Annotated in this window: 18 protein-coding genes; 9 read left to right on the forward strand and 9 right to left on the reverse strand. The window is 71.1% G+C overall.

What is annotated here, in order from left to right; all coding sequences use genetic code 11:
* Window positions 1-224: 224 nt before the first annotated feature.
* Window positions 225-1,058: an alpha/beta fold hydrolase gene (locus WME82_RS22055; RefSeq protein ID WP_438044393.1), complete on the forward strand. Its 834-nt coding sequence runs from the start codon at window positions 225-227 to the stop codon at window positions 1,056-1,058.
* Window positions 1,059-1,088: 30 nt separating this feature from the next.
* On the opposite strand, the gene WME82_RS22060 is transcribed toward WME82_RS22055, so the two are convergent.
* Complete coding sequence (locus WME82_RS22060; protein WP_438044394.1) at window positions 1,089-2,354, reverse strand: sulfotransferase family protein; 1,266 nt, start codon at window positions 2,352-2,354, stop codon at window positions 1,089-1,091.
* A gap of 133 nt (window positions 2,355-2,487) precedes the next feature.
* Between WME82_RS22060 and WME82_RS22065 the strand changes: the two genes are divergently transcribed.
* A complete protein-coding gene (locus WME82_RS22065) occupies window positions 2,488-3,117 on the forward strand; it encodes a class I SAM-dependent methyltransferase (RefSeq protein ID WP_437747443.1) in 630 nt (209 codons plus the stop codon).
* 66 nt (window positions 3,118-3,183) lie between these two features.
* On the opposite strand, the gene WME82_RS22070 is transcribed toward WME82_RS22065, so the two are convergent.
* Window positions 3,184-4,401 (reverse strand): MFS transporter, encoded by a 1,218-nt coding sequence (locus WME82_RS22070; RefSeq protein WP_438044395.1) that lies wholly within the window; start codon window positions 4,399-4,401, stop codon window positions 3,184-3,186.
* A 220-nt stretch (window positions 4,402-4,621) separates the two neighbouring features.
* Between WME82_RS22070 and WME82_RS22075 the strand changes: the two genes are divergently transcribed.
* The gene (locus WME82_RS22075; protein ID WP_438044919.1) at window positions 4,622-5,392 is read left to right on the forward strand and encodes a DeoR/GlpR family DNA-binding transcription regulator; all 771 of its coding nucleotides are present in this window, start codon (window positions 4,622-4,624) and stop codon (window positions 5,390-5,392) included.
* 57 nt (window positions 5,393-5,449) lie between these two features.
* Here the strand turns inward: WME82_RS22075 and WME82_RS22080 are convergent, their stop codons facing one another.
* Together WME82_RS22080 and WME82_RS22085 are read right to left on the reverse strand one after the other, a co-directional pair.
* Window positions 5,450-6,460: a glycoside hydrolase family 11 protein gene (locus tag WME82_RS22080; protein ID WP_438044396.1), complete on the reverse strand. Its 1,011-nt coding sequence runs from the start codon at window positions 6,458-6,460 to the stop codon at window positions 5,450-5,452.
* Between the two features lie 297 nt (window positions 6,461-6,757).
* Complete coding sequence (locus WME82_RS22085; RefSeq protein WP_438044397.1) at window positions 6,758-8,416, reverse strand: cellulose binding domain-containing protein; 1,659 nt, start codon at window positions 8,414-8,416, stop codon at window positions 6,758-6,760.
* Window positions 8,417-8,712: 296 nt separating this feature from the next.
* On the opposite strand from WME82_RS22085, the gene WME82_RS22090 reads away from it, so the two are divergent.
* Both WME82_RS22090 and WME82_RS22095 read left to right on the forward strand, forming a co-directional pair.
* A complete protein-coding gene (locus tag WME82_RS22090) occupies window positions 8,713-10,122 on the forward strand; it encodes a sigma 54-interacting transcriptional regulator (RefSeq protein WP_437917013.1) in 1,410 nt (469 codons plus the stop codon).
* A 483-nt stretch (window positions 10,123-10,605) separates the two neighbouring features.
* Window positions 10,606-12,117 (forward strand): glycosyl hydrolase family 18 protein, encoded by a 1,512-nt coding sequence (locus WME82_RS22095; protein ID WP_438044398.1) that lies wholly within the window; start codon window positions 10,606-10,608, stop codon window positions 12,115-12,117.
* Between the two features lie 83 nt (window positions 12,118-12,200).
* Here WME82_RS22095 and WME82_RS22100 read toward each other — a convergent pair whose 3' ends face one another.
* Window positions 12,201-13,019: a hypothetical protein gene (locus tag WME82_RS22100; RefSeq protein WP_438044399.1), complete on the reverse strand. Its 819-nt coding sequence runs from the start codon at window positions 13,017-13,019 to the stop codon at window positions 12,201-12,203.
* Window positions 13,020-13,274: 255 nt separating this feature from the next.
* On the opposite strand from WME82_RS22100, the gene WME82_RS22105 reads away from it, so the two are divergent.
* Complete coding sequence (locus tag WME82_RS22105; RefSeq protein ID WP_438044400.1) at window positions 13,275-14,708, forward strand: protein kinase domain-containing protein; 1,434 nt, start codon at window positions 13,275-13,277, stop codon at window positions 14,706-14,708.
* 68 nt (window positions 14,709-14,776) lie between these two features.
* Complete coding sequence (locus WME82_RS22110; protein ID WP_438044401.1) at window positions 14,777-15,787, forward strand: hypothetical protein; 1,011 nt, start codon at window positions 14,777-14,779, stop codon at window positions 15,785-15,787.
* 204 nt (window positions 15,788-15,991) lie between these two features.
* Here the strand turns inward: WME82_RS22110 and WME82_RS22115 are convergent, their stop codons facing one another.
* Complete coding sequence (locus WME82_RS22115) at window positions 15,992-16,627, reverse strand: cadmium resistance transporter (RefSeq protein ID WP_438044402.1); 636 nt, start codon at window positions 16,625-16,627, stop codon at window positions 15,992-15,994.
* 192 nt (window positions 16,628-16,819) lie between these two features.
* Here WME82_RS22115 and WME82_RS22120 point away from each other — a divergent pair, with 192 nt between their 5' ends.
* A complete protein-coding gene (locus WME82_RS22120; protein ID WP_438044403.1) occupies window positions 16,820-19,282 on the forward strand; it encodes a heavy metal translocating P-type ATPase in 2,463 nt (820 codons plus the stop codon).
* A gap of 263 nt (window positions 19,283-19,545) precedes the next feature.
* Window positions 19,546-21,492 (forward strand): MYXO-CTERM sorting domain-containing protein, encoded by a 1,947-nt coding sequence (locus WME82_RS22125; protein WP_438044404.1) that lies wholly within the window; start codon window positions 19,546-19,548, stop codon window positions 21,490-21,492.
* 119 nt (window positions 21,493-21,611) lie between these two features.
* Here WME82_RS22125 and WME82_RS22130 read toward each other — a convergent pair whose 3' ends face one another.
* The 3 genes from WME82_RS22130 to WME82_RS22140 form a co-directional block, all read right to left on the reverse strand.
* Window positions 21,612-23,318 (reverse strand): RICIN domain-containing protein, encoded by a 1,707-nt coding sequence (locus tag WME82_RS22130; RefSeq protein ID WP_438044405.1) that lies wholly within the window; start codon window positions 23,316-23,318, stop codon window positions 21,612-21,614.
* Between the two features lie 150 nt (window positions 23,319-23,468).
* Complete coding sequence (locus WME82_RS22135) at window positions 23,469-24,476, reverse strand: NAD-dependent epimerase/dehydratase family protein (protein WP_438044406.1); 1,008 nt, start codon at window positions 24,474-24,476, stop codon at window positions 23,469-23,471.
* 165 nt (window positions 24,477-24,641) lie between these two features.
* Window positions 24,642-26,024, reverse strand: coding sequence for a DUF1552 domain-containing protein (locus WME82_RS22140; RefSeq protein WP_438044407.1), 1,383 nt, complete (start codon window positions 26,022-26,024; stop codon window positions 24,642-24,644).
* Window position 26,025: the final 1 nt, after the last annotated feature.

Raw genomic sequence — 26,025 nt, forward strand, 5'->3', positions numbered from 1 at the left:
TTCTTACCGGAGCACGCCTGCGGCTTGCGGATGCCGCTGTCCCGCCATCCTGTGGACGTGATCTCGTGCAATAACGCCCCCATGTTCCTCGTGCTCGCCGACGGAGCCGGGAAACGCACCGACGAGCGCCGCCTTGCTCCGGAAGAGCGCCTCGCCTACGCTCCCCGCTCGCAGCGCAATACGGCTCCTTCACGCGGCCACACACACCGAGGTAGCAGACGCACATGCGTTCCCTGACCGTCGCGGGCCCTGCGGGCGCGCTCCACATCGTCGATCATCCGGCCACGGGCGCTCCTACCGCCGCGGGCGCGGGTCCCTCGAGCGAGGCGCTGCCGGTCGTGCTCGTGCACGGCATGGTCGGCCACGCCGGCTTCTGGGAGGCGCCGCTCGCGCACGCCTCCGGCCGGCGGCGCGCGGTCGCCATCGACCTCCGGGGGCACGGCGCGTCGGAGCCCCCGCCCGACGCGGACTACGCTCCGTCCGCGTGCGCGGCCGACGTGCTCGCGGTCCTCGACGCCCTGGCGCTCCCCCGCGTGGCGCTCGTCGGCCACAGCTACGGCGCGCTCGTGGCGCTCGCCGCCGCGGCCGACCATCCGGAGCGGGTCGCGCGCCTCCTGCTCGCCGACCCGGCCCGGGATTTCACGCAGATCCCGGCGGAGGTCCAGGCGCAGCACTTCCCGCCCTACCTCGCCGCCCTGGCGGCGGACGGCTGGCGTGACACCGCCTTGGCCACCTTCAGCGAGGCGCTCGCGGGCAGCACGCCCGCGACCCGGGAGGCGGTGCTGACGCGCGTCGCCGCCACGCCGCACGACCGGATGCTCAACATGTCCCGGCATTTGCTGGAGTTCGAGGCGGTGAACGCGCTGGACCGCTACCTCGCCGCCCCGGGCGCCCGCGCCCACGCCATCGTCGCCCCCTCGAACGCATGGCCGCAAAGCCTGCACGCGCTGAGGCCCGCGCTCACGGCGGTCGTGCTGCCGGAGACGAGCCACTGGCTGATGCTCGACGCGCCGGCGGCGTTCGCCGCCGAGCTCGAGGCATGGCTGGACGCCGCCTGAGCCCGGAATACGGCGCTCCCGCTCTCCGGCTCAGCTCCGCCCTCGCTTCCCCGCGGCGAGCTCGCCAAACCGCTCCAGGTAGCCCCCGAACCGGTCCAGCACCTCCCGCTCGGTGAGCCCGAACTCGTCGAGGGCATAGCGATGGACCCCGCACCGGTGCTGCGGGTGCTCGCGCATCCACCCCTCGATCCGCGCGGCGACAGCGCCGTCGAACCCGAGCCCGAAGCGCTCGTGGATGCGCCGCACCAGCCCGGCGGGATCCGCGGTCAGCTCCTCGTAGCTCGCGTCGAGGAACCGCGCCGGGTCGAGCCGCGCGCGGGCCTCGAGGAAGCGGTCCATCATGGCACCGAGCAGCTCGAGGGCCCCCGGGCCGACCGCGCGCGGCTCGACCCGCCGCTGGTGTATCGCGCGCGCGGCCGCGACGAGGCTGCAGAACGACGGGACGACCCGGAGCGGATCGCGGTGCGTCATCACGATGCACGCGTCCGGATACACCTGCAGGAGCGCGGCGATCGCCGGCAGGTGGAAGGGAGACTTGAGCACCCAGCGCCCCTCGGGGCGCCCCCATTGCAAGACCTGCAGCTGGCGGCGGTGATGCTGGTAGTCCGGGACGAGGTCCTGCGCGAGCGCCCACCTCCCGTACGACGGCGTCTCGGCGCGGACACAGGGGAGAAGGGTGTTCTGCAGCAGGAACACGCACTCTTCCGGGCCGTCCGCGGAAAGCTCGTGGATGGTGGCAAAGATCGGACAGACGGTGTGCGCGAGGCGGACGCGGCGCCTCGCCGCCGCGCGCCGGGGGTCGCGGGCCTCGTCCTCGGGACGGACCGGCGGCGACGGCGCCTGGAGCCGCCAGAGGCGCGGCGCGTGCGCGTCCGGGTGCAGGATCATCAGGTTGTGCAGCAGCGTCGTGCCGGTCCGCGGATAGCCGACGATGAAGACCGGGCGCGGCGTGCGCTGCTCGACGATCCGTGGCTCGCGCCGCACGTCCTCGCGCAGCAGCAGGCGATTCGCGATCTGCCGCTCGATCTCGTCGCCGAAGCCGAGCCTCCCGAGCAGGGCCAGATCGGCCTCGTCCTCGAGCGAGGCGGAGAGGACCCGCAGCCCCTCCCAGAACCAGCCCTCGCCGGGATCGGTCAGCCCCGTGCGCCGCCGGGCGCGCTCGGACAGGACGTCGACGTCCAGGGGGGCGAGCGCACGCAGGGCCGAGCGCCCCATCCGCGCCCCGACCGCGTTGAGCGCGCGGAACGGCATCGACACGCGGTACGGATGAGGGGTCGATCGGGTAGGTCCGTGCATGCGCCGGCCTCAGGGTAGGCGCGCGCCGCACGGAGGGGTAGCGCCGAACGGGCGCACGCGGGCCGGGCGGCGGCCGCACCACGAGCGCCTCGCCGTCCTTTTCGGCGGGGCGCTCCCGGCCCACACTGCCGCCATGCACGACGACAGCGCCCCCCGGCACTCCGCGCTCACCGAGAGGACCCTGGCTCATTACGACGATCACGCCCTGTCGTTCTGGGAGGGCACGCGCGATCACGACGTCTCGCAGAACCGCGCCGCGCTGCTCGCGGCCCTGGAGGGGGCAGGCCCGTTCACGATCCTCGATCTCGGCTGTGGCCCCGGGCGCGATCTCGCGGCGTTCCGGGCCGCTGGGCACAACCCGGTCGGCCTCGACGGGTCCGCGCGGTTCGTCGACATGGCGCGGCGGCACGCGGGCTGCGAGGTGCTCCACCAGGACTTCCTGCGCCTCGACCTCGAGGCCGGGCGCTTCGACGGGATATTCGCCAACGCGTCGCTGTTCCACGTGCCGAGCAAGGAGCTGCCGCGCGTGCTCCGCGAGCTCCACGCCGCGCTCCGCCCGCGCGGCGTCCTCTTCAGCTCGAACCCGCGCGGCGACGATCGGGAGGGGTGGTCGGGCGACCGGTACGGTTGTACCTGGTCGCTCGAGCGGTGGCGGGAGCACGTGACCGCCGCCGGGTTCGAGGAGATCGAGCACTACTATCGACCGGCGGGCCGGCCGCGCGAGCAGCAGCCGTGGCTGGCGACGGTGTGGCGCAAGCGCTGAGCCCCCGGCGCGAGCAGCTTGCAATCCGTCGCCCCGAAGCGTGCGGAGACGCGCGGGTGCCCGCGGTCAGTGCGCCCTGATCACCTGCGGGCGCGCGGACGCGCGGGCGGCGGGGGCGCGGGACGCGGGCCCGCGGATGACCGCAGGGCCCACCGCGACGATCACGAGGGCCAGCGCCACGACGAGGGCGAGGCCGCCGCGCAAGGTGAGGTGGTCGGAGACCAGGCCGATGGCCGGAGGGCCGACGAGAAAGCCGCCGTACGACAGGGTGGCGAGCGTCGCCAGCGCCTTGCCGGGCGCGACGCCGGGGGCGCTCGCCCCGGCGCGGAAGACCAGCGGCACCACGACGGACAGGCCGGCACCCACGCACCCGAACCCCAGCAGCATGGCGACGGGGGCGTTGGCGAGCAGCGCCGCGCCGAGCCCGCCCGCGACCACGACACCAGCCACGCGCACGACCCGATCGGCGCCGAACCGCTGCGTCAGCCCGTCCCCGGAGAACCGCCCGAGGAGCATCGCCAGCGAGAACGCGGCGTAGCCGGTCGCCGCGAAGGCCGCGGTGGTGTGGAGCTCGTCGCGGAGGTAGACGGCCGACCAGTTGGCCATCGCGCCCTCACCCACGGACGAGCAGAACGCGACGAGGCCGAGCAGGAGGAGCGCTGTCGAGCGGGCGGTCCCGGGGCCGGCCGCGGTCGCGGGCTCGGGGCGCGCGTCGGCCGAGAGCGCCCTGCCCTCGCGCGCGACGGCCGCGGCGAGGACGGCGGCGACGGCGACGAGGTGCGCCGCGGGCGACAGCGCCCGGTCGGCCGCGAGCGCGCCAAGGGCCGCCCCGATCAGCCCGCCGAGGCTGAACATGCCGTGGACCGAGGCGAGGATGGGCCGACCGGAGCGCCGCTCGACCTCGACCGCCTGCGCGTTCATCGCGACGTCCATGAGGCCGTTGCACACGCCGAGCAGCAGGAGGGCCGCGACGAGCGCGGCGAAGGAAGGGGCGAGCGCGGGCAGGGGCAGCGCCGCGCACAGGAGCAAGGCCGAGACCCGGGTGATGCGCCGGCTCCCGAAGCGGGCGACGAGCGGCCCGGCGGCGCGGAAGGCGAGCATCGCCCCGCAGGCGAGGCCGAGGAGGGCGAGGCCGAGCAGGCCGTCGCGCAGCCCGAGCCGCTCGCGGACCGCAGGGACCCGCGCGGCCCAGGACGCGAAGGCGATGCCGTTCGCCACGAACATGACCGAGACGGCGCGCCGAGCGCGCGCGACGTCATCGACGAGCGAGAGCGGGACGCCCATCACGGCACCCCCCGCGCAGGACCAGGCGAGCCGCTGGCGCACAGCCGCGGCCAGGGGAAGGCCGTCCGGAGGACGGCGGTGAGAGTTGGAGGCTCCCCGGAAGGTTCGTGCATTTTCGTGAACATCAGGGAAAGATCATGGGGCCGGAAGGGACCGGAGCAAGCAACTTCGTGCACAAACAGGAACAACCGTGCAAAACAACGCAGACACCTCCGGCCTGATGGTGGCCGAGCGGCGCCAGCATATTCTCGTGGTACTAGAACGCGACGGGAAGGTGGTGGCGGCAGAGCTGAGCCGTGCCTTCGGCGTCTCGGAGGACACGATCCGGCGCGATCTGCGCGAGATGGCGAACGAGGGGCTCTTGCAGCGGGTTCACGGCGGCGGCCTGCCCGTCTCGCGGGTGAACCCGAGCTTCCCTGCGCGCGAGCGGCAGCGGCCGAAGGCCAAGGAAGAGCTCGCGCGGGCCGCGGCGACCTTGATCAAGCGGGGTCAGGTCGTGTTCATCGACAGCGGGACGACCAACGTGGCTGTCGCGCGCCACCTCCCGCGCGATCTCGAGGCGACGGTCGTGACCAACAGCCCTCCTGTCGCCATCGCGCTCTCGGAGCACCCGCGGGTGGAGGTGGTCCTGCTGGGCGGGCGCATGCGCAAGGATCCGCTGGCCGCCGCCGACGGGGTGACCATCGCGGGGGTGCGCCAGATCCGGGCGGACCTCTGCTACCTGGGGGTGTGCACGCTCGATCCAACGTTCGGCGTCACCACGCTGGATCTGGACGAGTCGTACGTGAAGCGGGCGATGGTGGAGGCCTCGGCCGAGGTCGTCGCGCTGGTGACCGCGGACAAGCTGGGCACCGTGTCGCCGTACGTGGTCGCGCCGCTGAGCGAGCTCACGTGGCTCTTCACCGAGCGCGGCGTGTCGAAGGAGGCCCTCGCGCCCTACCGGGCCGCGGGCGTCACCGTCACGCAAGACCTCGAGGCGGAGCCGGCCTAGAGCGGGGCGCAGGCTCGCGCTGGCCATGCCGAGCTCGATGTGCCTGGAGGCCTCCGCTCACTTCACGACGACCTTCGCCGTCGTGAACTTGACCGTCCCGCTGTTGTTCTGGGACTCGACCAGCAGCTTGACCTCGTGCAGGTTCCCCAGGGGAAGGCCGAGCGCTTCCCACTTGGTGAAGTGTTCGGAAACGGAGATGGTGCCGCACGTGCGAGCCGTCCGCCGGATGCTGAAATACTGATCGAACGTCTCGCTTGAACCCGTGATGGCCGGCTTGTTCACGCGGGTCTTCTTCCACACGTCGTAGGTCTCGCCGTCGGCGGTGAGCGTGCCGACCTCGTCCCGCGGCGTCCCGTCGGAAGAGAACCCTGCCGGCTTTACGCTCCCCCAGTCGTCGAGGATGTAGAACTCGCGCAGCGGGTTGACGGTCCAGCCGTAGATACCGATGTACGTCAAGCCACCGTCCTCCTCCGTCTTGGTATGCGCGAACTCCGCCGAGAAGGTGCCGATCTGGGCATGCTTCCGGGTCTGGTTGAAGTCGAGCCCGACGCGCGCAAGGAAATCCTCGACGTTGTTCCATTCCGCGCTGAACGCGGCGTCGACGCCGTGCACGGTCATGCAGCCCGTCCCGCTTCCCTCCGCCCAGAGCTCATAACCGTACCCATTGCCCGCATTGCCTTTGCTGTTCGAGCAATACTCCCTGCCTCCGGTCAGGGGTGTCGCCGGCGGGCAGGTGTTCGCGCCGCTGCCCGTGGACCCGCCTTCGCCGGTGGACCCGCCGCCGTCGCCGGGGGAGCCACCTCCACCCGTCGCTCCGCCCGCACCAGGGAGCCCGCTGCTGCTGCTGCTCGCGCCGCCGCTCCCCGTGACGCCTCCGGAGGTAGCGCCCGCGCCCCCGGCGCCCGGTTGACCACCGCCTCCACTCGCGCCGGTGGACCCCGCGATCGATCCGCCGCTCCCGCCGTCGTCCTTCCCTTCCCCGGAGCCGGAGCAGCCCGTGAAAGCCGCGGCAGCGAGGCAAGCGGCGAGGGTACCCAACGACCAACGGGACGGAGCGAGAACCTTCATGGTTGGAGCATGCCAGGGGTTGCACACGGGGATCAAGGGAGGCGAACCGCTGGAAGGAGAGCTCGTCGTCGGCTCGCCGCATCGGGCAGAAGTTTCCAGACCCGCGCAAACATCCCGTTCCATGGGCTGCTCGACAGGCTCACCGGCGCGGTGACGAGCGCCGGCTCGACAGGCCCTCCCGCGATCCGCAGAACCCGTTCGGCCATCCACGTGAGACAACCAGGGTCCTGAGACGCCTGTACGCCGAGCACCGAAAACGCCGAGGTGGGCCTGTATCCGAAGAACGTGATCTCCGGTCTAAGGCACCGTGTCTCGACGGAAAATCGACGAAGAGCGGAAGTTGGCTACCTTCGCGTCGACCTCGGTGGACGACAGGATCGCGTCCTCGGCGAAGTAGACCCAGTCGACATCCTCGTGGTATGTTCGCGAGCTGCCCTTCGCGGCATCGAGCTCATCGTACCAGAGGTTGAAGAAGATGAACTGATCCACCTCTGGAACGTACATGGAACCGTGCGTCGTGCGATGCACCCCATCGATGTAATAGCTGATGGACGTGCTGGTAACGTGGAGAACGAGCGTGTGAAATCCGTTGAAGTTCGCGGAGACCAAGCTCGAGACGTTCACGTCCGACGTCTCCCACGAAGTCAGCCACATCGTGCTCGTGTTGCCCTGGCCCCAACCGCCGTTGGGCATGTACTCGAAATCCTGCTCCGAGTAGTCCGGGTCGCCGACGGCCCATTCGGTCAAGGTGAAGAAGGTCTCGACGGGCTTGTCGGCGTAGAGACGCGTGCCGGACAGCGGGGTGTCGTTGAACTTGACCCTGGCAGCGTAGGTGCCGGAGCGGAACTTCTGGGCATTGGTGATCACCTCGGCCTGCGAGGTGGTCGCCCCGGTGCCGCTCGTGCTCGCCTCGAGACGCATCAGCTTGTTCGTGGAGCTCTGCGGGTCAGCGACCAGCGAAACGTTGGACTCCAGCCACGCCGCGCCGCTCACCCCGGGCGCCCCCGACCAGCTCCGCAGCGACCACCAGCTCGTGAAGTCGGCGTCGCTGGTCCCGTTGTAGCTGAAATCGTCGAAGAACTCGGCCGTGACCGCGCTGCCGGCCCGGGTCGTCGCGCTCGCCTGATTGGAGGCGGCAGACGCGCCGCCCGCATTCAGGGCCGTGACTTTGTAATAGTAAGTGGTCGACGCAGCCAGGCCGGTGCTGTCATAGCTGGTAGAGGTCACGCCGCTGGCGATGTGGCTTCCCGTGCCAGGCGTGAAACCCGACGTTGTCGATCGGTAGACGTCATAGCTTGTCGCACCGCTGCTCGCCGCCCAGCTCAGGGAGATCGCGCTTGCGCTCGACGCCGTAGCCGTCAGGGAGATCGGCGCCGGAGGCGGCGACACACGGCCGCTCGGCGGCGTACCGCTGCGCAGGCCGCCCGTGGGCGCGGAGCCGGCGTCGTGCACGGTGATACGGCTAGAGTCGGAGAAGGTTGTCTGGTTTCCATACGAGTAATCGTCGGTCTCGACGACGTTCGTATTGAACTCGATCCCGAGGTCGATCGGCTGGGTCGTCGCCCCCGCAGCCAAGCTCCCGGCGGCGCTGATGAAGCCGATCTGCACGTAACGATCGGCGCCCGTAGAGGACACTGTCCCGGTTGTCAGCGTGATTCGGCTGCAGCCCGAGCGCCACCACCAGCACGCCGGGGCCACCGTCGTCGCGGCGTTCTTCGTGAACCAGTAGCGTATGACGATGCTGCTCAGCGGTATCGGGGCAGCCGTGTTGTTGCGAATTTTTATCCCGGCCTCGACGATGGTGTCGTTCGGCGCGGCGGCGTCATAGTTGCTGTACTGGACGGTAAAGTCGGTCGTCCCGGCGAAACTACCGCTCGAGTGACCGCAAGTCGAGAGCGCGACGAAGATGCTCAGGCACGCAAGGCGGAGGGCACGAGCCCGCAGGAGCTCGGCCATCCTTTCGAGGAGCGTCACACGTGTGCGCCGGCCAGTCCATCTCACCCGCTCGACAGCATGTAGATAGTTCGAGTTCATGATTGTCAATCGTGCTCCCTTCACGCCCACACCGCGCGACATCGCCGAGCCGCCTTCGAGCACGGCGCGTGCCAGCGCTGAGCAGCGCCGAATTGGGCTTCGAAGCGACAGGCTCAACGGATCATTGCCGGGAGTGCGTACGAGGGCGATCCCGGCGATCCTTTGGGTGCGATCGGCCTCACGTGACGTCGGCGCGGAGGCCTGCTGAGATGGCAGGCATGCCTCCGTTGAGCGACGATGATGCCGCCTCCACCGAACTCCTGCCCGGGCCGGTGCGCCCCGCTGCGGCCGCGGCCGAGAGCTTCGCCCTCTCCGTCATGGCGGGCCCGGACGAGGGCCGCCGGTTCACGGTGGCGCCGGGGCTGCCCTCGCGCGTGCTCGCCGGCACGAGCCCCGCCTGCGATATCCCCCTCACGGACCGGCTCGTTTCGCGCCGCCACGCCGCCTTCGAGCTCGCCGGCGCCCGGCTCCGCGTCACCGACCTCGGATCGACGAACGGCACCTTCGTCCAGGGGATCCGCGTCGGCGACGCGTACCTCCAGGGCAGCGAGCTCGTCCGGATCGGCGAGACAGTGCTCCGCGTCGAGGCGCTCGGCGTCACGCAGGCGGCCGAGCTGTCGCCCGCCGTGCAGTTCGGCGGACTCCTCGGCGCCAGCGAGGAGATGCGGCGGCTCTATCCGCTGTGCGAGCGCCTCGCGGCCTCGAGCGTCCCCGTCGTCATCGAGGGCGAGACGGGGACCGGCAAGGAGGTGCTCGCGGAGGCGCTCCACGAGCAGGGGCCGCGGGCGGCCGGGCCGTTCGTGGTCTTCGACTGCACCGCGGTGCCGCCGACGCTCGTGGAGTCGGCGCTCTTCGGGCACGAGCGCGGCGCCTTCACCGGCGCGAGCGAGGCACGCCGCGGCGTCTTCGAGGAGGCGCACGGCGGCACGCTGCTGCTCGACGAGATCGGCGATCTCGACCTCAGCCTGCAGGCCAAGCTGCTGCGCGCGATCCAGCGTTCGGAGGTGCAGCGCGTCGGCTCGAACCGCTGGATCCGCGTGGACATCCGGGTGCTCGCGGCGACGCGGCGCGATCTCGAGCGTGAGATCCAGGCTGGTCGGTTCCGGGACGATCTGTTTTTCCGGCTCGCGGTGGCCCGGATCGAGCTGCCGCCGCTGCGCAAGCGGCGGGGCGACGTCACGGTGCTCGCGCACCACTTCTTTCGGCAGCTCGCGGGCCGCGGCGCGCTCTTCCCACAGGGGTTCGGCGAGCGGCTGGAAGACTACGACTGGCCGGGCAACGTGCGCGAGCTCTACAACGCCGTGGCGCGGCGCGTGGCGCTCGGAGAGGCCGCGCCGATCGAGACCACCCGGGCCGGACTGGCCTCCCCGGGCGCGCCGGCCCCGGCCTCCACACCTGCAGGCGCGAGCGGAGGCACAGAGCCCGGGACGTCCGGCGACGTCATCGAGGAGATCCTCGCGCTCAACCTGCCCCTCCCGCGCGCGCGGGAGCGGATCGTCGAGCACTTCGAGCGGCGCTACGTGCAGCGCGTCCTCGCCCAGCACGGGGGCAATGTCCGGAGCGCGGCGGCCGCGTCGGGCATCGCGCGGCGGTACTTCCAGATCCTGCGCGCCCGGCGATCCACCTGACGTCCTGCGGCGCCGGCGTCCAGCTGGCGACAGGCACGCGGCAGGTCGCGGATGAGCTCCGGGCGGCCCGAGAGCTCCGGATCGCCGGGGGCGATCCGAGAATTCCCTTGCATGCGATCGCGGCGATCGCGCCGCGATCGCTCCGATCACCCCCCGCGCGCCCGGATCGCCGGGCGCGATCACGGCGCGTCGACCCTGGGTTCGCTCCAGGAAGAGCTCAGGATGGGCTGCCGCGGCTCCGTGCGCCGATCGTCGGGGCCATCGCCACGACTGGTACGTCGTTTGCTCTTCCGGCCTGCAGCAGCGAGCTACGACGACCTGGCCTCGCTCGGAACCACGATGGGCCTCATCCACGGAGGGTGATCGCGGTCGAGCCCCAGCGGTGAGTCACGGCCCCGCGGCGCCGGAGTGCAGCATGGCGAATGCTGCATCGGGCGAGGCAACCGTCGGCGATCGTTCGTCTCTAGTCAAAGGAAGGTTACCATGTCTCTTCATCTTACTTCCATTGCTCCTGAGCTGTCGCTTCTCCTCGTCGCCATCACCATGAGCGGGCTCGGATGCCTTGCTTCCGTATCGCCGGAGGGCGAGATCGACGCGGCTCAGAACGAATCTTCCGTGTGCGCAGACATTCCGGAGTGGCAGGAGGGTCAGTGGTATGACGCGGGGGCCATCGTGAATTACCAGGGGTCGGCCTACATCGCCGAGTACGACAATCCCGGCTACATCCCGACGGTCAGCACGTACTACTGGGAGCCGTATTCCGACTGCAGCGGCAGCACCGAGCCCACCGAGCCCACCGAGCCCACCGAGCCCACCGAGCCCACCGAGGGCTCGTGCGGCTATCCGCAATGGCAGGAGGGTGAGTGGTATGACGCGGGGGCCATCGTGAATTACCAGGGGTCGGCCTACATCGCCGAGTACGGCAATCCCGGCTACATCCCGACGGTCAGCACGTACTACTGGGAGCCGTACTCCGGCTGCAGCGGCAGCCCCGGCGATGGCGCCAGCCCCGGCGACGGCGCCAGCCCCGGCGATGGCGCCAGCCCCGGCGACGGCGGCAGCCCCGGCGATGGCGCCAGCCCCGGCGACGGCGCCAGCCCCGGCGATGGCGCCAGCCCCGGCGACGGCGCCAGCCCCGGCGACGGCGCCAGCCCCGACGACGGCGCCAGCCCCGGCGACGGCGGTGGGCTCCCCGCAAAGGTCGTCGCTGGCTACTACCCCAACTGGACGCCAGCGCCCGTCCGCATCCGGGACATCAACAGCAATTACAACGTGATCTATCTCTTCGCCGCGCAGCCCGAGGGAGGATCGCCCGGCACGACGGGCGCCGTCTACTGGACGCCGCCGGGTGATGGCAGGGGAGCGGCGACGAACCTGAACGCCGACATCCAGTACGCTCGGACGAACCAAGGTCGCAAGATCATCCTCTCCGTCGGCGGCGCCAACAATGGCATGAGCTTCCCGACGCGCGCGAAGTCGCAGACGTTCGTCGAGAGCGTGGTCGGGATCTACGACAGCCTGGGTGGGTTCGACGGCATCGACTGGAACACCTTCGAGGCCGATCAGGCCCCCGACACCTCCGAGATGATCTGGATCAGCAAGGAGCTGAAGCAGCGCTTCCCCGGCTTCATCATCACCGCGCCTCCGGCCCCCTGGAACGACCGCGACAAGACGTTTTGCAAAGAGATGGTGGACGCCGGCGCCATGGACTACGCGGCCCCGCAGTACTACGATGGCCGCGACTTGGACCAGCAGTCGTACATCGTGAACAGCGTGAACGAGTGGGTCTCGCTGCTCGGTCCGACGCACGTCGTCGTGGGGTTCGGGATCTGGGACCAGCCACACTACATGTCGATCGACGAGGCGATCCCCACGTGGAATGAAGTCGAGAGCAACCACCCGACGCTCCGCGGGGTGTTCGACTGGCAGATCCACATCGACGAGAGCCTCGGGTGGCAGTTCGCCGACGGCGTGGGACCTCTCGTCACGGACTGAAGCGGGATCGGGCGGAGCGCGCGGCGACTCCGCCCGCCGATCGCGGACAGCGGGCGCTCCCCTCGATCGAAGGAGGTCTGCGCCTATCGGTAGAAGGCGACGTCGTCGATCCAGATATCGAACGCCTGCTCCTTGTCGAAGAAGAACTCGATGGCCCAGAGCCGCTCCAGGGCGGGCGCCAACAGCTGGTTACCGTAGGGCTCCTGCTTGAGGCACTCCACCGGAATCTTGAAGTGCTTCCAGTCGCTCTCCAGCACGACGGGCTTGTGGAAGTGATTGTTGCATCCCCCCTCGGCCTCGTTGCAGATGCCCCCCAGGTGATAGGTCTGCTGATCGATGAACATCACTTTCATTCTCCTGGTGGAGCCCTCCTCGGCGCGGGCCCAGAACGTGAGGCCACGGTACTCGGACGCGTCGTAGTAGGCCTCGTCGTCCAGATGGAAGCCGACGCCGGCTCCCCAGAGGAGGAAGCCGTCATCGGCGCTCGTGTGCACGGCCTTGATGCTGACGCCGCGCGGAGGGTCAAGGGTGCTCACGAGGTCCGCGGGGTTCGCAGGATCCTGCCTTCCTTCCGGTGACTCGTCGTTGTCCTCGAACCAGAACCCTGCCCAGGGGTTCGCCCCGTTCCCTCCGGAGATCCGGGTATCTCCGTCTTCCATGTCGTCGATCATCGACAGGGCGAGGGTCTCCCCGGGCAGCACCGCGAGGATCTCGCATGGATCCCCCGCACCGCCGCCACCGCTCTCGGCCGCTGAGCCCGCTGCGCCACCGCCTCCGGAGCTCTGGTCCTCGGGCTCGTAGACCTTGTCGAAGCCGAAGAGCTGCGCACATCCGAGCCCGAGCAGCGCCATTGCACATCCGCCGGCGCACCGAACGAAAGCCAGCATCGTCTTCATTTTCATGTGAAATTTCAAGAGGTTTTGGCCGCGGAGGATATCAGGTTGGCCGCCGAAACGGAATGATGCCCCCATCAAGTCATACGGCTGTCACCGATCAGTCAGCGCGCGACCACCGGCCATTCCGCCGTGCGATGGCGCAGACCGACGGAGCGCGCCCTAGATCTTTACTGGAACACTGTAAACCGCGCTTCGATCCGTCAGTTCCTGAGTGCAGGCGTCGCGTACGCTGGTGTATAAGTTCGCCTGCTGGTGGAACCCATGTCGCTGAGTCTGGACGACGGGATGCTGTTTGCTGGCAGGTACCGCGTGGTGCGCGGAATCGCCAGCGGCGCGATGGGCGCGGTCTACGAGGTTCTGCACATCGAGACGGAGCGCCGGCGGGCGCTCAAAGTGATGCACTCGCACCTCGCCGGCAACCCCGATTTCCAGGCCCGGTTCAAGCTGGAGGCGCGGGTCGCCGCGCGCATCGAGAGCGACCACATCGTGGAGGTGTTCGACGCCGGGATCGACGCCGAGACCGGCAAGCCGTTCCTCGTGATGGAGCTGCTCCGCGGCACGCTGCTCGACGAGCGCCTCCGCCACGCCGGGCGCCTGCCGCCGGAAGAGGCCGTCGCCTTCCTGCGCCAGACCGCGATCGCCCTCGACAAGACACACGCCGCCGGGGTCGTCCACCGCGACCTCAAGCCCGCCAACCTCTTCCTGGCCGAGACCGACGACGGCGCGCCCCGGATCAAGGTGCTCGACTTCGGCATTGCCAAGCTCGTCGTCGAGACGGCGACGGACTCGGCGGCGACCGCGATCCTCGGCACGCCGCTCTACATGGCGCCCGAGCAATTCAGCGGCGAGTCGGTCTCGCGGGCTGCCGATATCTTCGCCCTCGGCATGATCGCGTACACGCTCCTCGTCGGCAAGGCGTACTGGCTGAACGACAGGCGGAAGTACGACAGTGCGCTCGCTTTCGCGGCGCTCGCCGTGAACGGCCCGCAGGAGCCCGCGTCCGCGCGCGCGGACGCCGAGGGGGTGAAGCTGCCTCCGGGCTTCGACGCGTGGTTCGCCAAGGTGACGGCCCGCGCCCCCGAGGCGCGCTTCGCCGCCGCTTCGGCCGCGGTCGAGGCGCTCGCCGAGGTCTTCGACCTGCCCGCCGCGCCGGTTCGATCGTCGCGCCTGCTCACCGCGGAGACGCCGAGTGGGCATGGCCCCCTGAGCTCCCGCTCCTTGTCGCTGCAGAGCGATGTCCAGCTCCCGACCGCGGCCGTGGTGACCGCGCTGCCCCCCACGAAGCAACGGAGCCGAGCCGCGATCACCGTCGCGGTGCTCGTCCTCCTCGGCGGCGGCGTCGGCGCCTTCGCCTCACTGAGCCGCGGCGCGCTCCCCGCCGGCGGGAGCGCGGAGACCGCGCAGACCGCGGAGCCCGCGCAGACCGCGGGGGACGCGCGCTCGCCCGCCTCCGCGCCCCCTGAAGTCCATCCGACGCCGCCTCTCCCCGACGCCTCGGCGGCAGCCACAGCGCCGGGCGTCGCGACGCCCGCTCCCGCGGCCTCCGTGCCGCTGGGCAAGGGCAGCCGCGCGCTCGCCCCCGCGACGGGGGCGGCGAGCGCGTCGCCGCCGCCAGCGCTCGGCTCACGGCGCAGGCTCGCGCCAGCCCCGTCGGCCGCAGAGCCGAGCCCTGAGTTGCTGTACAAGCCGGACTGAGCACGATGGCAGGGCGGACACCTCTTTGCCAGGAGCGAGCGGGAACGATGGTATTTGGCGGCTCACGCATGCGCTTCTCCTGGTTCCGGTCCATCTGCCTTGGCGTGCTGGGCGTCGCCGTCGCGGCGCCGGCCAGCGCGCAGGCGCTCGCCGTCGCGGAATCGCACTTCGACCGCGGGCTCGCCGACATGCTGGCAGGCCGGTACGAGACCGGCTGCCCTGCCCTCGCCGAAAGCCAGCGCCTCGATCCTCGCCCGGGGCGGCTATTCACGCTCGCCGAGTGCGAGGCAAAATGGGGGCGTATCGCGACCGCGGTCGCGCGCTACAACGACTATCTCGCGATGGTCGAGCGCATGAGTGAGGCCGAGCGGGTCAAGCAGTCGGTGCGACACAAGATCGCGCTCGGGCAGCGCAGCGCGCTCGCGCCGCTCGTGCCGCAGCTCACGCTGTCGCTGCCGCCGGGCGCGCCGGCGGGGACGCGCGTGCAGTGCGACGGCATCGCGCTGGAGCAACCCTCTCTCGGCGTCGCGCTCCCCGTCGATCCCGGAGAGCACGTCGTGACGACGCAGGCGCCGGGAGGGGCCGTGACCGAGACGCGATTCACGATCGACCGGTCGGAGTCGAGGGCGATCGTGCTCGAGGTGAAGCCCCCGGCGGGCGCCAAGCCGCCGCGCGCCGAACCGCCGGCGCCAGCACCGCCGCCGGCGCCGGATCATGGGCCCAGCGGTCTGCGGGTGGTCACCTATGTGGCGGGCGGGCTCGGCGTGGCCGGGCTGATCGTCGGATCGGTGACCGGGTGGATGGCGCTCGACGCGAGCGGCGTCGCGGCCGAGAACTGCAGGGACGTGAGCCCCGACCGGGCGCGATGCAAGCCCGACGGGCTCGACGCTGGCAACCGCGCGAAGCAGCTTGGGCTCGTGAGCACGGTCGGCTTCGGCGCCGGCGTGGCGCTCGCCGGCGCGTCGGCGCTGGTCTTCCTGCTGGAGCCCTCCCCGCGCCGCCAGGCGGCGTCCGAGGTGAGCTGGGAGCTGACGGCGGGCCAGGCCGGTGGCGGCGTCGTTGTGCGTAGCCGCTGGTGACGCGGCTCGCGCGCGCCGCCGCGAGCCCATGAGCCGCCCAGCACGCCACGGCCGGGATACTGGGTGATCGCTGCGTGGAGCTGTGTGCAAGGCTCGTTTGCGATTGTCATAAGTCCGGGTGCACCGTCGAGCCGCGCGGCGCGGTCAACTTCGATTTTGCCGTCGACCAGCTGAAGGCGGACGGCGACATGGCGCTCGAGGGCGCTACCCCGCACGGACAAGCACGAGGGCGTCGGACAGGATCCAGAGCCCGAGGCCGATCAAGACGAACGGCAGCGCCGCACGGCCGGAACGCCGGATGCGCGTGCCCAGGATCGGGTGGTTGACAAGGCGGTGCCCGAGCGCGCACCAGGCGCCGGTCATGACCGCGAACACGGCCGCATGAAGCGGGATGTGCGCAGGGGAGCTGGAGAACAGCGGTATATAAACGCCGAGGTTGTCCCCGCCGTTCGCGAGGGTCACGCTCGCCACGGCGATCACCTTGAAGCGCGACGCGCTGCCATGGGGCTCGCGCGCGCTGTCTGCTAGGTCCGCGCTGTCCGCCACGCCTGCTTCCCTGGCCCTGGAGCCCCGCCAGAGCGCCCAGAGGCCTCTCAGGCCGAGCGCGAGGGGAGCCAGGCCGAGCAGGCCGATCCATCCGTCCGGCACGCGGACCGCGAGCAGCGCACACGCCACGCTCGCGGTCACGAGCGCCGCGTTGCCGAGGAACTGGCCGGCCACCACCTGAGCGGGAGTAAAGCCTGGATCCGCGAAGAAGGCCGAGAGAAGGAGGATGTCATCGATGTTCGTGGACACGAACACGACCACGCTCACCCCGAGAATCGGAAGGATCTGCTCCATGGCGCGCCCGCGGACGTACCACCTCCCGCGGCTCGCGTCCGCTCGGCGGGGCGCAGGCGCCGCGGGCGCCGCTCCGAACCGGCCGACGCCGGAGCTCACCCGGGCCTGCCGGGGTAGACCGTAATCACCGGAGCGACGGCGCGTCTGCGCAGGCGACAGGAGACGAGCCACGAGCTCGTGTAAGGAGAAGCCATGGTGACGATTCCCCAGCCCGTGCAGCCGACCAGCGCGAAGGCCGCGCCCGCCGCGCAGGGCGCCCGGACGGAGCTTCCGGTGCAGGGCATGACCTGCGCGGCGTGCGTGCGCCGCGTCGAGAAGGCGCTGCGCGCCGCGCCCGGCGTCCAGGATGCGGCCGTGAACCTGGTGACCCGGCGCGCGACGATCACCTACGACGCGCAGGCGACAACGCCGGCCGCGCTCGCCAGCGCCATCGTGGAGGCGGGGTACGAGGTGCCCGAGGTCCCCCCGGCGGCCAGCGTCCCCGAAGCCGCGCCGATCACGGGCCTTCCCGCAGCCCCGCAGGCCGACGGCGTCCTCGCAAGCCCGACGAGCGCCGGCGTCCACGCGGCCTCCACGGCGCCCGAGCGCCCGGCGGCGACGGCGGACGCCCCGCCGCAGCGCCCGCAGTCGAGCGCGGCCGAGCGCGCCAGCGCCATGGACGCGGCCGAACAGAAGGAGCAGCGGACGCTCCGGCGCGACGTCGCGGTCGCCGCGCTGCTCACCGCGCCGCTGCTCGCCGTGGCCATGTCCCACGGCGCGATCCCGGCGCTCGAAGGCGCCTCCGCGCGCTGGCTCTCGCTCGCGCTCGCGACGATCGTGGTCTTCGGGCCGGGGCGCCGGTTCTTTCGCCTTGCCTGGAGCGCGCTCCGGCACCGCGCCGCGGACATGAACACCCTCGTGAGCCTCGGGACCGGCGCCGCCTGGCTCTACTCGACCGCCGCGGTCGCGGCCCCCGGCCTCTTCCCGCACGCCGAGCACGGCCACGCGCCGCCCGTCTACTTCGAGGCCGCGGCCGCGATCGTCACCTTCGTGCTGCTCGGCAAGCTCCTCGAGACGCGCGCACGGAAGCGGCTCGCCGACGCGGTGCGCGGGCTCGTGGCGCTCCAGCCGAAGACCGCGCGGCGCGTCCGCGGCGACGCCGAGGACGAGGTGCCCGCCTCGTCGCTCGCCCCGGGCGACCTCGTGCGGGTGCGGCCCGGCGAGCGCATCGCGACCGACGGCGAGGTGGTCGACGGCGCGTCCGCGGTCGACGAGGCGATGCTCACCGGCGAGAGCATGCCCGTCGACAAGACGGCGGGCTCGGCCGTGCTCGGCGGGACGCTCAACCAGAGCGGCGCCCTCGTCTTCCGCGTCACGAAGACCGGCGCGGACACCGCGCTCGCGCGCATCGTCGAGGCCGTCGAGCAGGCGCAGGGGTCGCGCGCGCCGATCGCGCGCCTCGCCGACGTGGTGAGCGGCGTCTTCGTGCCCGTCGTCCTCGGCGTCGCGTCGCTCGCCTTCGCCGCGTGGCTCGCGATCGACCCGACCGCCGCGGGGCTCGCCACGGCGGTCGAGCGGTTCGTCGCCGTGCTCGTGATCGCCTGCCCGTGCGCGCTCGGGCTGGCCACGCCGGCCGCCGTGGCCGTCGGGACAGGGCGCGGCGCGGAGCTCGGCGTCCTCGTCAAGGGCGGCGCGGCGCTCGAGGCCGCGAGCCGCGTCGACACGGTGCTGCTCGACAAGACCGGGACCCTGACCTCGGGTCGGCCCGAGCTCACGGACGTCGTGGACCTCGCGGGCCACGGCGAGGCGACGCTCCTCGGCCTCGTGGCGGCCGCCGAGCGCGAGAGCGAGCACCCGGTCGCGCGGGCGATCGTCGAGGGCGCCCGCGGCCGCGGGGTCGGCATGGCGCCGGCCTCGGCGTTCCGCGCGGAGATCGGCCACGGCATCGAGGCGCGCGTCTCGGGGCGCCTCGTCCGCATCGGGACCGCGGCGTGGCTCCAGCGGGCGGGCGTCGACACGGTCGCGCTGGAGGCCGATGCCGATCGCCTGGCCGCGCTGGGCCGCACGCCGTCGTTCGTGGCCGTCGACGGGCGGCTCGCAGGGCTCGTGGCGGTCGCCGACCGGCCCACCGAGGAGGCGCGCCGCGCCGTCGCGGCCATGGCCGAGCTCGGCGTCGCGGTGGCGATGGTGACCGGCGATCGGGCGGGCGCCGCGCGCGCCGTCGCCGAGGAGCTCGGCATCCGCGCCGTGTTTGCGGAGGTGAGACCCGAGGACAAGGCGAGGATCGTCCGCGAGCAGCGGGCCGCCGGCCGCAGGGTGGCCATGGTCGGCGACGGCATCAACGACGCGCCCGCGCTCGCCGGCGCGGACGTGGGCATCGCCCTCGGCAGCGGCACGGACATCGCCGTCGCGTCCGCGGACGTGGCGCTGATCCGCGGCGGGATCGCGAGCCTGCCCGTGGCGCTCGGGCTCGCCCGCGCCACCCTCCGGACGATCCGGCAGAACCTGTTCTGGGCGTTCATCTACAACGTGATCGGCATTCCGATCGCGGCGGGCCTCCTCTACCCGCTCACCGGATGGCTCCTGTCGCCCGTCCTCGCGAGCGCGGCGATGTCGCTGTCGAGCGTGTCGGTGCTCGCCAACTCCCTCCGGCTACGCGCGTTCGGCCGGACGTAGACCGGCACGCGCGGGCGCTGGCGGGCACAGCAGGAGCGGCGCGTCTCTGTCACCTTTGCGGCCCAGCGCGGTAAGCAAGAAGCCGACGAGCAGCGCGCTCATCGCGCTGATATCCCGAGCAGCCGGCTCTTCGCGCCAGCGAGGCGCTCGGCCCGGGTGCATCGCTCCACGCCACGGCCGCTCGCAGGGCGGCTACCCGGCGCCCGGCGAGTGAATGATCGGAGCCACGGATGCACCGAAGCATTCAAAATTACGGAGGATCCATGCGAGCTTACCGCCATCACATTGGCACAGCCATTGCCTTTGCCCTGTCCCTCTCGGCCCACGCGGCCGATGCCGCGGTCACCGTCGGGCTCATCGAGCCGACCAATGCGATCATCGAGGGCAGCATGATCTCGGTGCACGCAACGGCGTCGTCCCCCGAGGACATCTACTATGTCGAGGCGGAGCTCGAAGGGCTCACCATCGAGCTCACGCCGACGGAAGGGGGTCATTTCCAGGGAGCGTTCGACCTCGGCGAGCTCGCGGGCGAGCTCGCTTATGGGCCCCACGTCGTGACGGTCCACGCGTACAACACGTTTGGCGAGGTGGCGAGCGCGCAGGGCACCGTGCACCGGTACGCGCCTCTGACGCTCGGATGGAACGCGCTCGCGCACGACACCCTCACAGAGGGCTGGCGCTTCGCCGCGAAGTGCGTCCCGACGCCGCCGTACGCGTGCCAGAGCCTCCGGGCGACGTTCCGCAGCGCCGAAGGACAACAGGTCACCCTTTCGGCGGGCAACCCGCAGCCCGTACCGGGGCACCTCTACCTCAAGGAAGAGCAGGCCTGGTATGGCTACCAGATCCCGTCGGGCAGAGCGTACACGCTGACCCTCGAGGCCAGCGACGGCGTGGGCCCCACCGTCACGAAGACGATCGGCCCCATCTACGTCGAGCGGAACCCGAGGCTCACCGCCGTCCAGCGCGCGCCAGGCACCATCCTCGATTTCGACGCCGCGCGGATCCTCTTCCGGGACCCGTACCAGCGCCTCGGGATCTTCGACCGCGCCACGCAGCAGGTGACGTGGGTCGCGACCATCCCGCAAGGAGATCTGCCGATCAGCGAGGTCTACGGGGCGCTCACGCCGTCCGGGTCCGTGCACCAGTCGACGACGGGCCACATCCTCGCCTGGGTCAACGGCGCCCGGCGCACCATCACGAGCGCGGCGCGCCTCGACGCGGTGAACGGCGACAACATCGTGTGGACGACGAACAGCGACGACTGGGCCGTCGCTACCTCGCTGTCGGCGGGGACGAACAGGACCCTCTGGCGCGTCGACGGGAGCAGGTCGCCGTTCCAGGCCGACATCACGCCTTCCGGCGGCGTCTATTTCGGCACCTACGAGGATGCCGCCATCGTCGGGCCGAGCAGGGTGCGCCTCGGCGATCATGCGGGCAACCTGCAGCGGCCGATCACCGACGGGACGAACGTCGCCGGCCGGTGGTGGGACGGCATGACGAGCTCGAGCTACCTGTACACGGCGGAGGGAGAGGAGGTGTTCCTGGGCGACTCGATCACCGGCACCTCGGCCGGGCTGCTGGTTCACGCGGGCCACGCCGCCTTCCTGAAGAACGACGGCGCCGTCAACCAGGTCTGGCTGCGGACCCCCGACGGCGAGCAGCATCAGATCAGCGATTTCACGACGTCGAGCCAGTTCGATCAGGTGAAGCTCCGGGTCGGCCACGACGGCATCAGCGACACGGGCGAGGTCCTCTTCCTGAACGGCGGCAAGCGCTACCTCGGCCGGGCGGGGGGCGCGCCCGAGAGCATCGGCTCGTCCCTCGGGCACGGTCGCTGGCTCGACGGGAGCTGGTATGTGACCATCGGGAACACGATCCTCCAGGTCTCGAGCGCACAAGGCGCCGTCGCGCGCCTCGCCGCGCCGGGGAACGCGGAGTTCGCGCCGGAAGAGGGCCTGGGCGGCGAGCGCGAGGTGCTGTCCACCTCGTTCGCCGTGGACGAGGTGCTCGATGAGCCCATGTGGGCTCGCGATCTGCACGAGCCGGACGCGCTGCCGGCGTCGGCCGACGCGGACACGGACGGCAACATCGCGCCGGCCGCGGCCGGGTGCAGCGCCTCTGGCCCGGCGGGCTCCGCGGGCAGCGCCGCCGCGCTCGCGGCGGCGGTCGCGGGCCTCGTGCTCGGGCGACGGCGGCGCGCGCGGTCGTAGCGGCGCCGCGCTCCTCCACCCGGCCCGGTCGACCTCGATCGGGCCGGGGCGCCGCGCTCCTCTCGGGCCGGCCTCGCCGCGGCCCTGCCCTCGCGGCCGCCCCTCCCGTCATCCACCCATCACTCGGCGACGACGATCTGCCATCGCTGCTCCTCGCCGCCGCTGCCCCGCTGCTCGATCGCGGCGGCGTCCGCGGTGGAGCCCTGGTAGACCCCGATCAGCTTGCCGCTCTTCTTGTTCCTGATCTGGAAATCACCGCCGCCCAGATCGATGAACAGCCACGCCTGGTTGTCGCCGTCATGGTTCTCCCATTGCACCAGCGCGACCCCGTCGCTCGTCGACTCGTCAGGGACATCGAGCACCTTGCCGCTCTTGACGTTGGTCAGCCGGAAGTAGCCCGATCCATTGTAGTTGAAGCTCCACTTCTGGCTGTCTCCGCCCCTGTCCGCGTTCTGGACGACGTCCGCCCCGTCCTCGCCCGACGCGCCGACGACATCCATCACCTTGCCGCTCTTCTTGTTGACGAGCTTGAAATTGTTCGTCGCTCCGGCGACGGCGCCGGCCGACGTATCGATGGTCAGCGTGTTGTTCCAGCGCATGCTCATGGTGGTGTCCGACGGGAAGGAGATCGGCTGCCAGACGTACGTCGAGTTGTTGACCGGTCCGCTCCAGGCCCCTGCCCACCGGTCTCCCATGTACAGGTAGGCCGTCCCGGAGCTGCCCTGGACCGGCAGCACGTAGGTCGACTGGGAGTGGTAGGTCGTGCCGTCACCGACGTTGGTCATCGCCGACCAGCCCCTGTCGAGAGAGCGGGACGTCGCGTATTTCGCCTGGTTGGGCGACCAGCCCGTGGCGCCTGAGGTCAGCAGGAAATAGGTGCCGTTCCGCTTGAACAGCGCCGGCGCCTCCCGGTGCCCGCCGGGGAAGAGCGTGGCGGAGAGGCGGGCGATGGACAGGTAGTCGGGGGCCAGCTCGTAGAGGTTGAGATCGTAGTTCTCGTTCGTGGCGGAGATGAAATAGGCCTTGGCGTCGTCATCGACGAAGAGCCCGCAGTCGCGTGACATGTACCCGGGCTTGCCGTGATCGGTCACCCCGCTGCCGGCGAGCGGCCGGAAGCTGCCGTGATACGTGTAGTCGCCGTCCACGGTGCTCGAGCTCGCGACCGCGGCGCGGGCCTCGCCGTAGTTCACCCCGTTCTCCCAGTGCATCCACATCACGAATCTGTCCGTGGACGCGTTGTAGACCACCTTCGGGCGCTCGATGTTGGCCGGATCGAGGTCCTTGTCCGAGTCCATCGTCAAGACATGGTTCCTGAACTCCCAGCGCCGCAGATCGGTCGAGCGATAGCAGGAGACGGCATAGAACGTCCCGTCCGGGTTCCGGTTCTCTCCGAACCAGTAATAATGGTCGCCCACCCGGATCACCCCTCCCCCGTGCGCCTGGATGGGTTTGCCCGAGGTGTCGGCCCACTGGATCCCATTGACCAGGGGGCCGACCGCCGGCGGCAGCTCCGGTCCCCCACCCTCGCCAGGCGCCCCGCCGCCGCCGGACGCCGAGCCGACAGACACGCCGGAGGTGCCCGGCGCCCCGCCCCCCGAAGGGCTGGAGGTGCCGGGCGCCCCTCCGCCGCCGGACGACGAACCCACGGACGTGCCGGGCGCGCCGCCGCCGCCGGACGACGAGCCCACCGACGCGCCGACCCCGGAAGCGCCGCCGCCGCCCTCCGATGAGCCCCCAGGGAGCTCTTCCGAGCCGGAAGCGCAAGACGCGATGCCGAGCCCCACGACCAGCAGGCCCATCACCGGAGACAAGGAACCGAGACGCATGACGCCCTCCAGAAAGAGCCAGATCTCGGTGCCTTCAACCGGACGAGTCAAGTCCTTCTCGCGCGCAGCGGCCTGGGTGATTTGATCCGCTCCCGTGCGATCTGCCAGCCTGCGCGCCGGGGAGATCTCGGCCGCGCGCTCGTGGCCCGATCAGGCCCGCGCCGCGGGGATCGCCGCCGCTCCGCGAGGCGCGGCGATCTTGTACCTGTCGCGGGCCCAGGCGGCGATCTCGGCGACCTGCCGCTCGACGGGGGTCGCCGACCAGCCGAAGGCCTCGCGGAAGCGCGCGTCGTCGATGACATAGGGCACGTCCCACTGGTACGCCATCTCGGCTACCTCCCGCATGAAGGGCGAGAACAGGCCCACCGCGCGCAGCAGGACGCGCGGGAGTCGCGCCACCTCGACCTCGACGCCAAGGGCGCGCCCGAGGCGCCGCGCGAGCGCCCGCGTGCTCTCGGCAGGCGCCGTCGGCAGGTGCCAGACATGGCCCATGGCCGCCTCCCGCTCGCCCAGCGTCACGAGGCCCCGCGCCACGTCCTCCACGTAGGTATACGAGTGACGCATCTCGGGATCACCCATGCACTCCACGGCTTTTCCGGCGAGCGCGCGCGCGTAGAAACGGTCGCCCCAGGCAGACAGCGGCACGTCGGCGCCGAAGAAGTCGCTGGCGCGCCCGATGGCCACGCGCACGTCGCCGCGGCGCTGAGCCGCGAGGCGCAGCTCCTCGAGCTCGACGCGCAGCGCGCCCTTCTTGCTGCAGGGGCGGCGCGGCGAGTCCTCCCGCATGGCCCCGTCGGGCACGCCGTACATGTACAGGCAGTCGAGGGCCACGAGCTTCGCGCCCGCCTTGCTCGCGCCGTGCACCGCGCCGCGCGCGATGGGCAGGAGCTGCGTGGCCCAGAGGTGGTAGGGCGGGTTCATGCAATCGTAGACCACGCTCGCGCCGCGCGTGGCCTCCTCGGCAAAGGCGAGATCGGTGATGTCGCCGCACACCGACGTGAGCCCCGGCCGCTCCGGGGCCCGGCGGGTGCGCTGCACCAGGCGCACGCGATGGCCCTGCGCCAGCAAGAGAGCCGCGACCCGCGGGCCGATCTGGCCGGCGCCGAGCACGACGTGGAGGCGAGACGAGGGGCTGGGGGCGAGCGATGGGTTGTTCATGGGGGCCAAGATGGCCCTTGCAATCACGCAAGACAACGCCCAGAAACGCAACACTTCACGGCAAAAATGCAAGACCTACCCGGGACGCGGGCCGCGCGTTGTGCGCGACCCGGGGCTCCCTGGAGGAGGGTCCTCAGGGAGCCCGTGTGTGCCGAGCCGAGCTGGCTACGTCAGGCTGGGAAGCGCGCCGGTGCTGTACTGCGGGTCGCCGAAGGTCTTGTCGTCGGTCCCCATCGCGTTCGCGATCGTGACGAGAAGATCGTTGTGCTGGCGGGCAGAGCCGCCGTTCGCCAGATAGTCCACGAAGCGGCCGGTGCGGAAGACCCCGCCCGCGCTGCCGGCGAGCAAGAACGGGATGTTCGTGAGCGCGTGCTGCCTCGACTCGCCGATCTCGGTGACCCACAGGACGACGGTGTTGTCGAGGAGCGTGCGATCCCCTTCCGCGTACGAGTCGAGCTTACCGAGCAGGTAGGCGAGCTGCTCCGCGAACCACGTGTGGATCTTCATGTACTTCTCGTCGCCCGCCGCGTTCCACTCGTGGGAGATGGCATGGTGATTCTGCGTGAGACCGAGGAACGGGTAGAGGTGCTCGCTCTCGGCGTACGACCACTGGATCGTGGCGACCCGCGTGAGGTCGCACGCGAGCGCCGCGGCCATCATATCCATCTGGAGCTTGCCGATGGCGGGCATGTTGTCGTCCTTCGAGAGGTCGATGCGGTCGCCGAGCGCCGGGGCCTGGCAGCTCGTCGTCGGGGTGCCGCCGCCGCCGTTCGAGGAGCCGCCGCCGGCCAGGCGCGCCTCGATGTCCCGGATCGACTGCAGGTGCGAGTCGAGCTTGAGGCGATCTTCCTTGCCGATGCGAGGCCGCACGTCGGCGATGTCCTCGCGGAGGATATCGAACACGGTCCGCCGCTGCGCGCGGAGCCGATCCAGCGCGGTGGACCCGCCAGGGTCCTGGCCCTGGCCAGGCACCGTGGCCCCGAAGAGCTGCTGGAACGTGTCGTAAGGGTCCTCGCGGGGGGGGATGGGCTGGTCCGGCCCGGCGTAGCTGAGCCGACCGCGCACCTCCGCGTCACGGACCTGGACGCCGAGCTCCAGGGTCCGGAACAGCGTGCTCGGCTGCAGCTTGTTCGCGATGTGCTGATCGAGCGAGATCCCCGACGACCAGCCTGCGTTGGTGGACATGAAGCTCTTGAAGTTGCCCTTGAGCAGCGCCCGCCCCGTCAGCAGCCCCCCGATGCCCCGAGCGTGCTCGGAGCCGATGTTGGAGTTGACCACGACGTTCATGTTGACCCCGCGCAGCGGGATAATCTTCGACTTGAACGGCGAGAGCGGCTGGAGCAGCGGGCTCAGCGTGAAGTTGGTCTCGGTGCCCGTGGGCATCCATTTCGACTCCATGGTGCCGTTCGGCGTATAGAACACCACGAAGCGCTTGGGCGCGGTGGCCTCTTGCCCGCGGGCCAGCTCGGAGTTCAGCAGCGGAATCGTCGCCGTCGCCGCCAGCGCGCCCTGGAGCATCCGCCGTCGAGAGATCATTCGCGGTCTCATG

Source organism: Sorangium sp. So ce128 (assembly GCF_051525245.1).
In the GTDB taxonomy this organism is placed as follows: Bacteria; Myxococcota_A; Polyangia; order Polyangiales; family Polyangiaceae; genus Sorangium; species Sorangium cellulosum_B.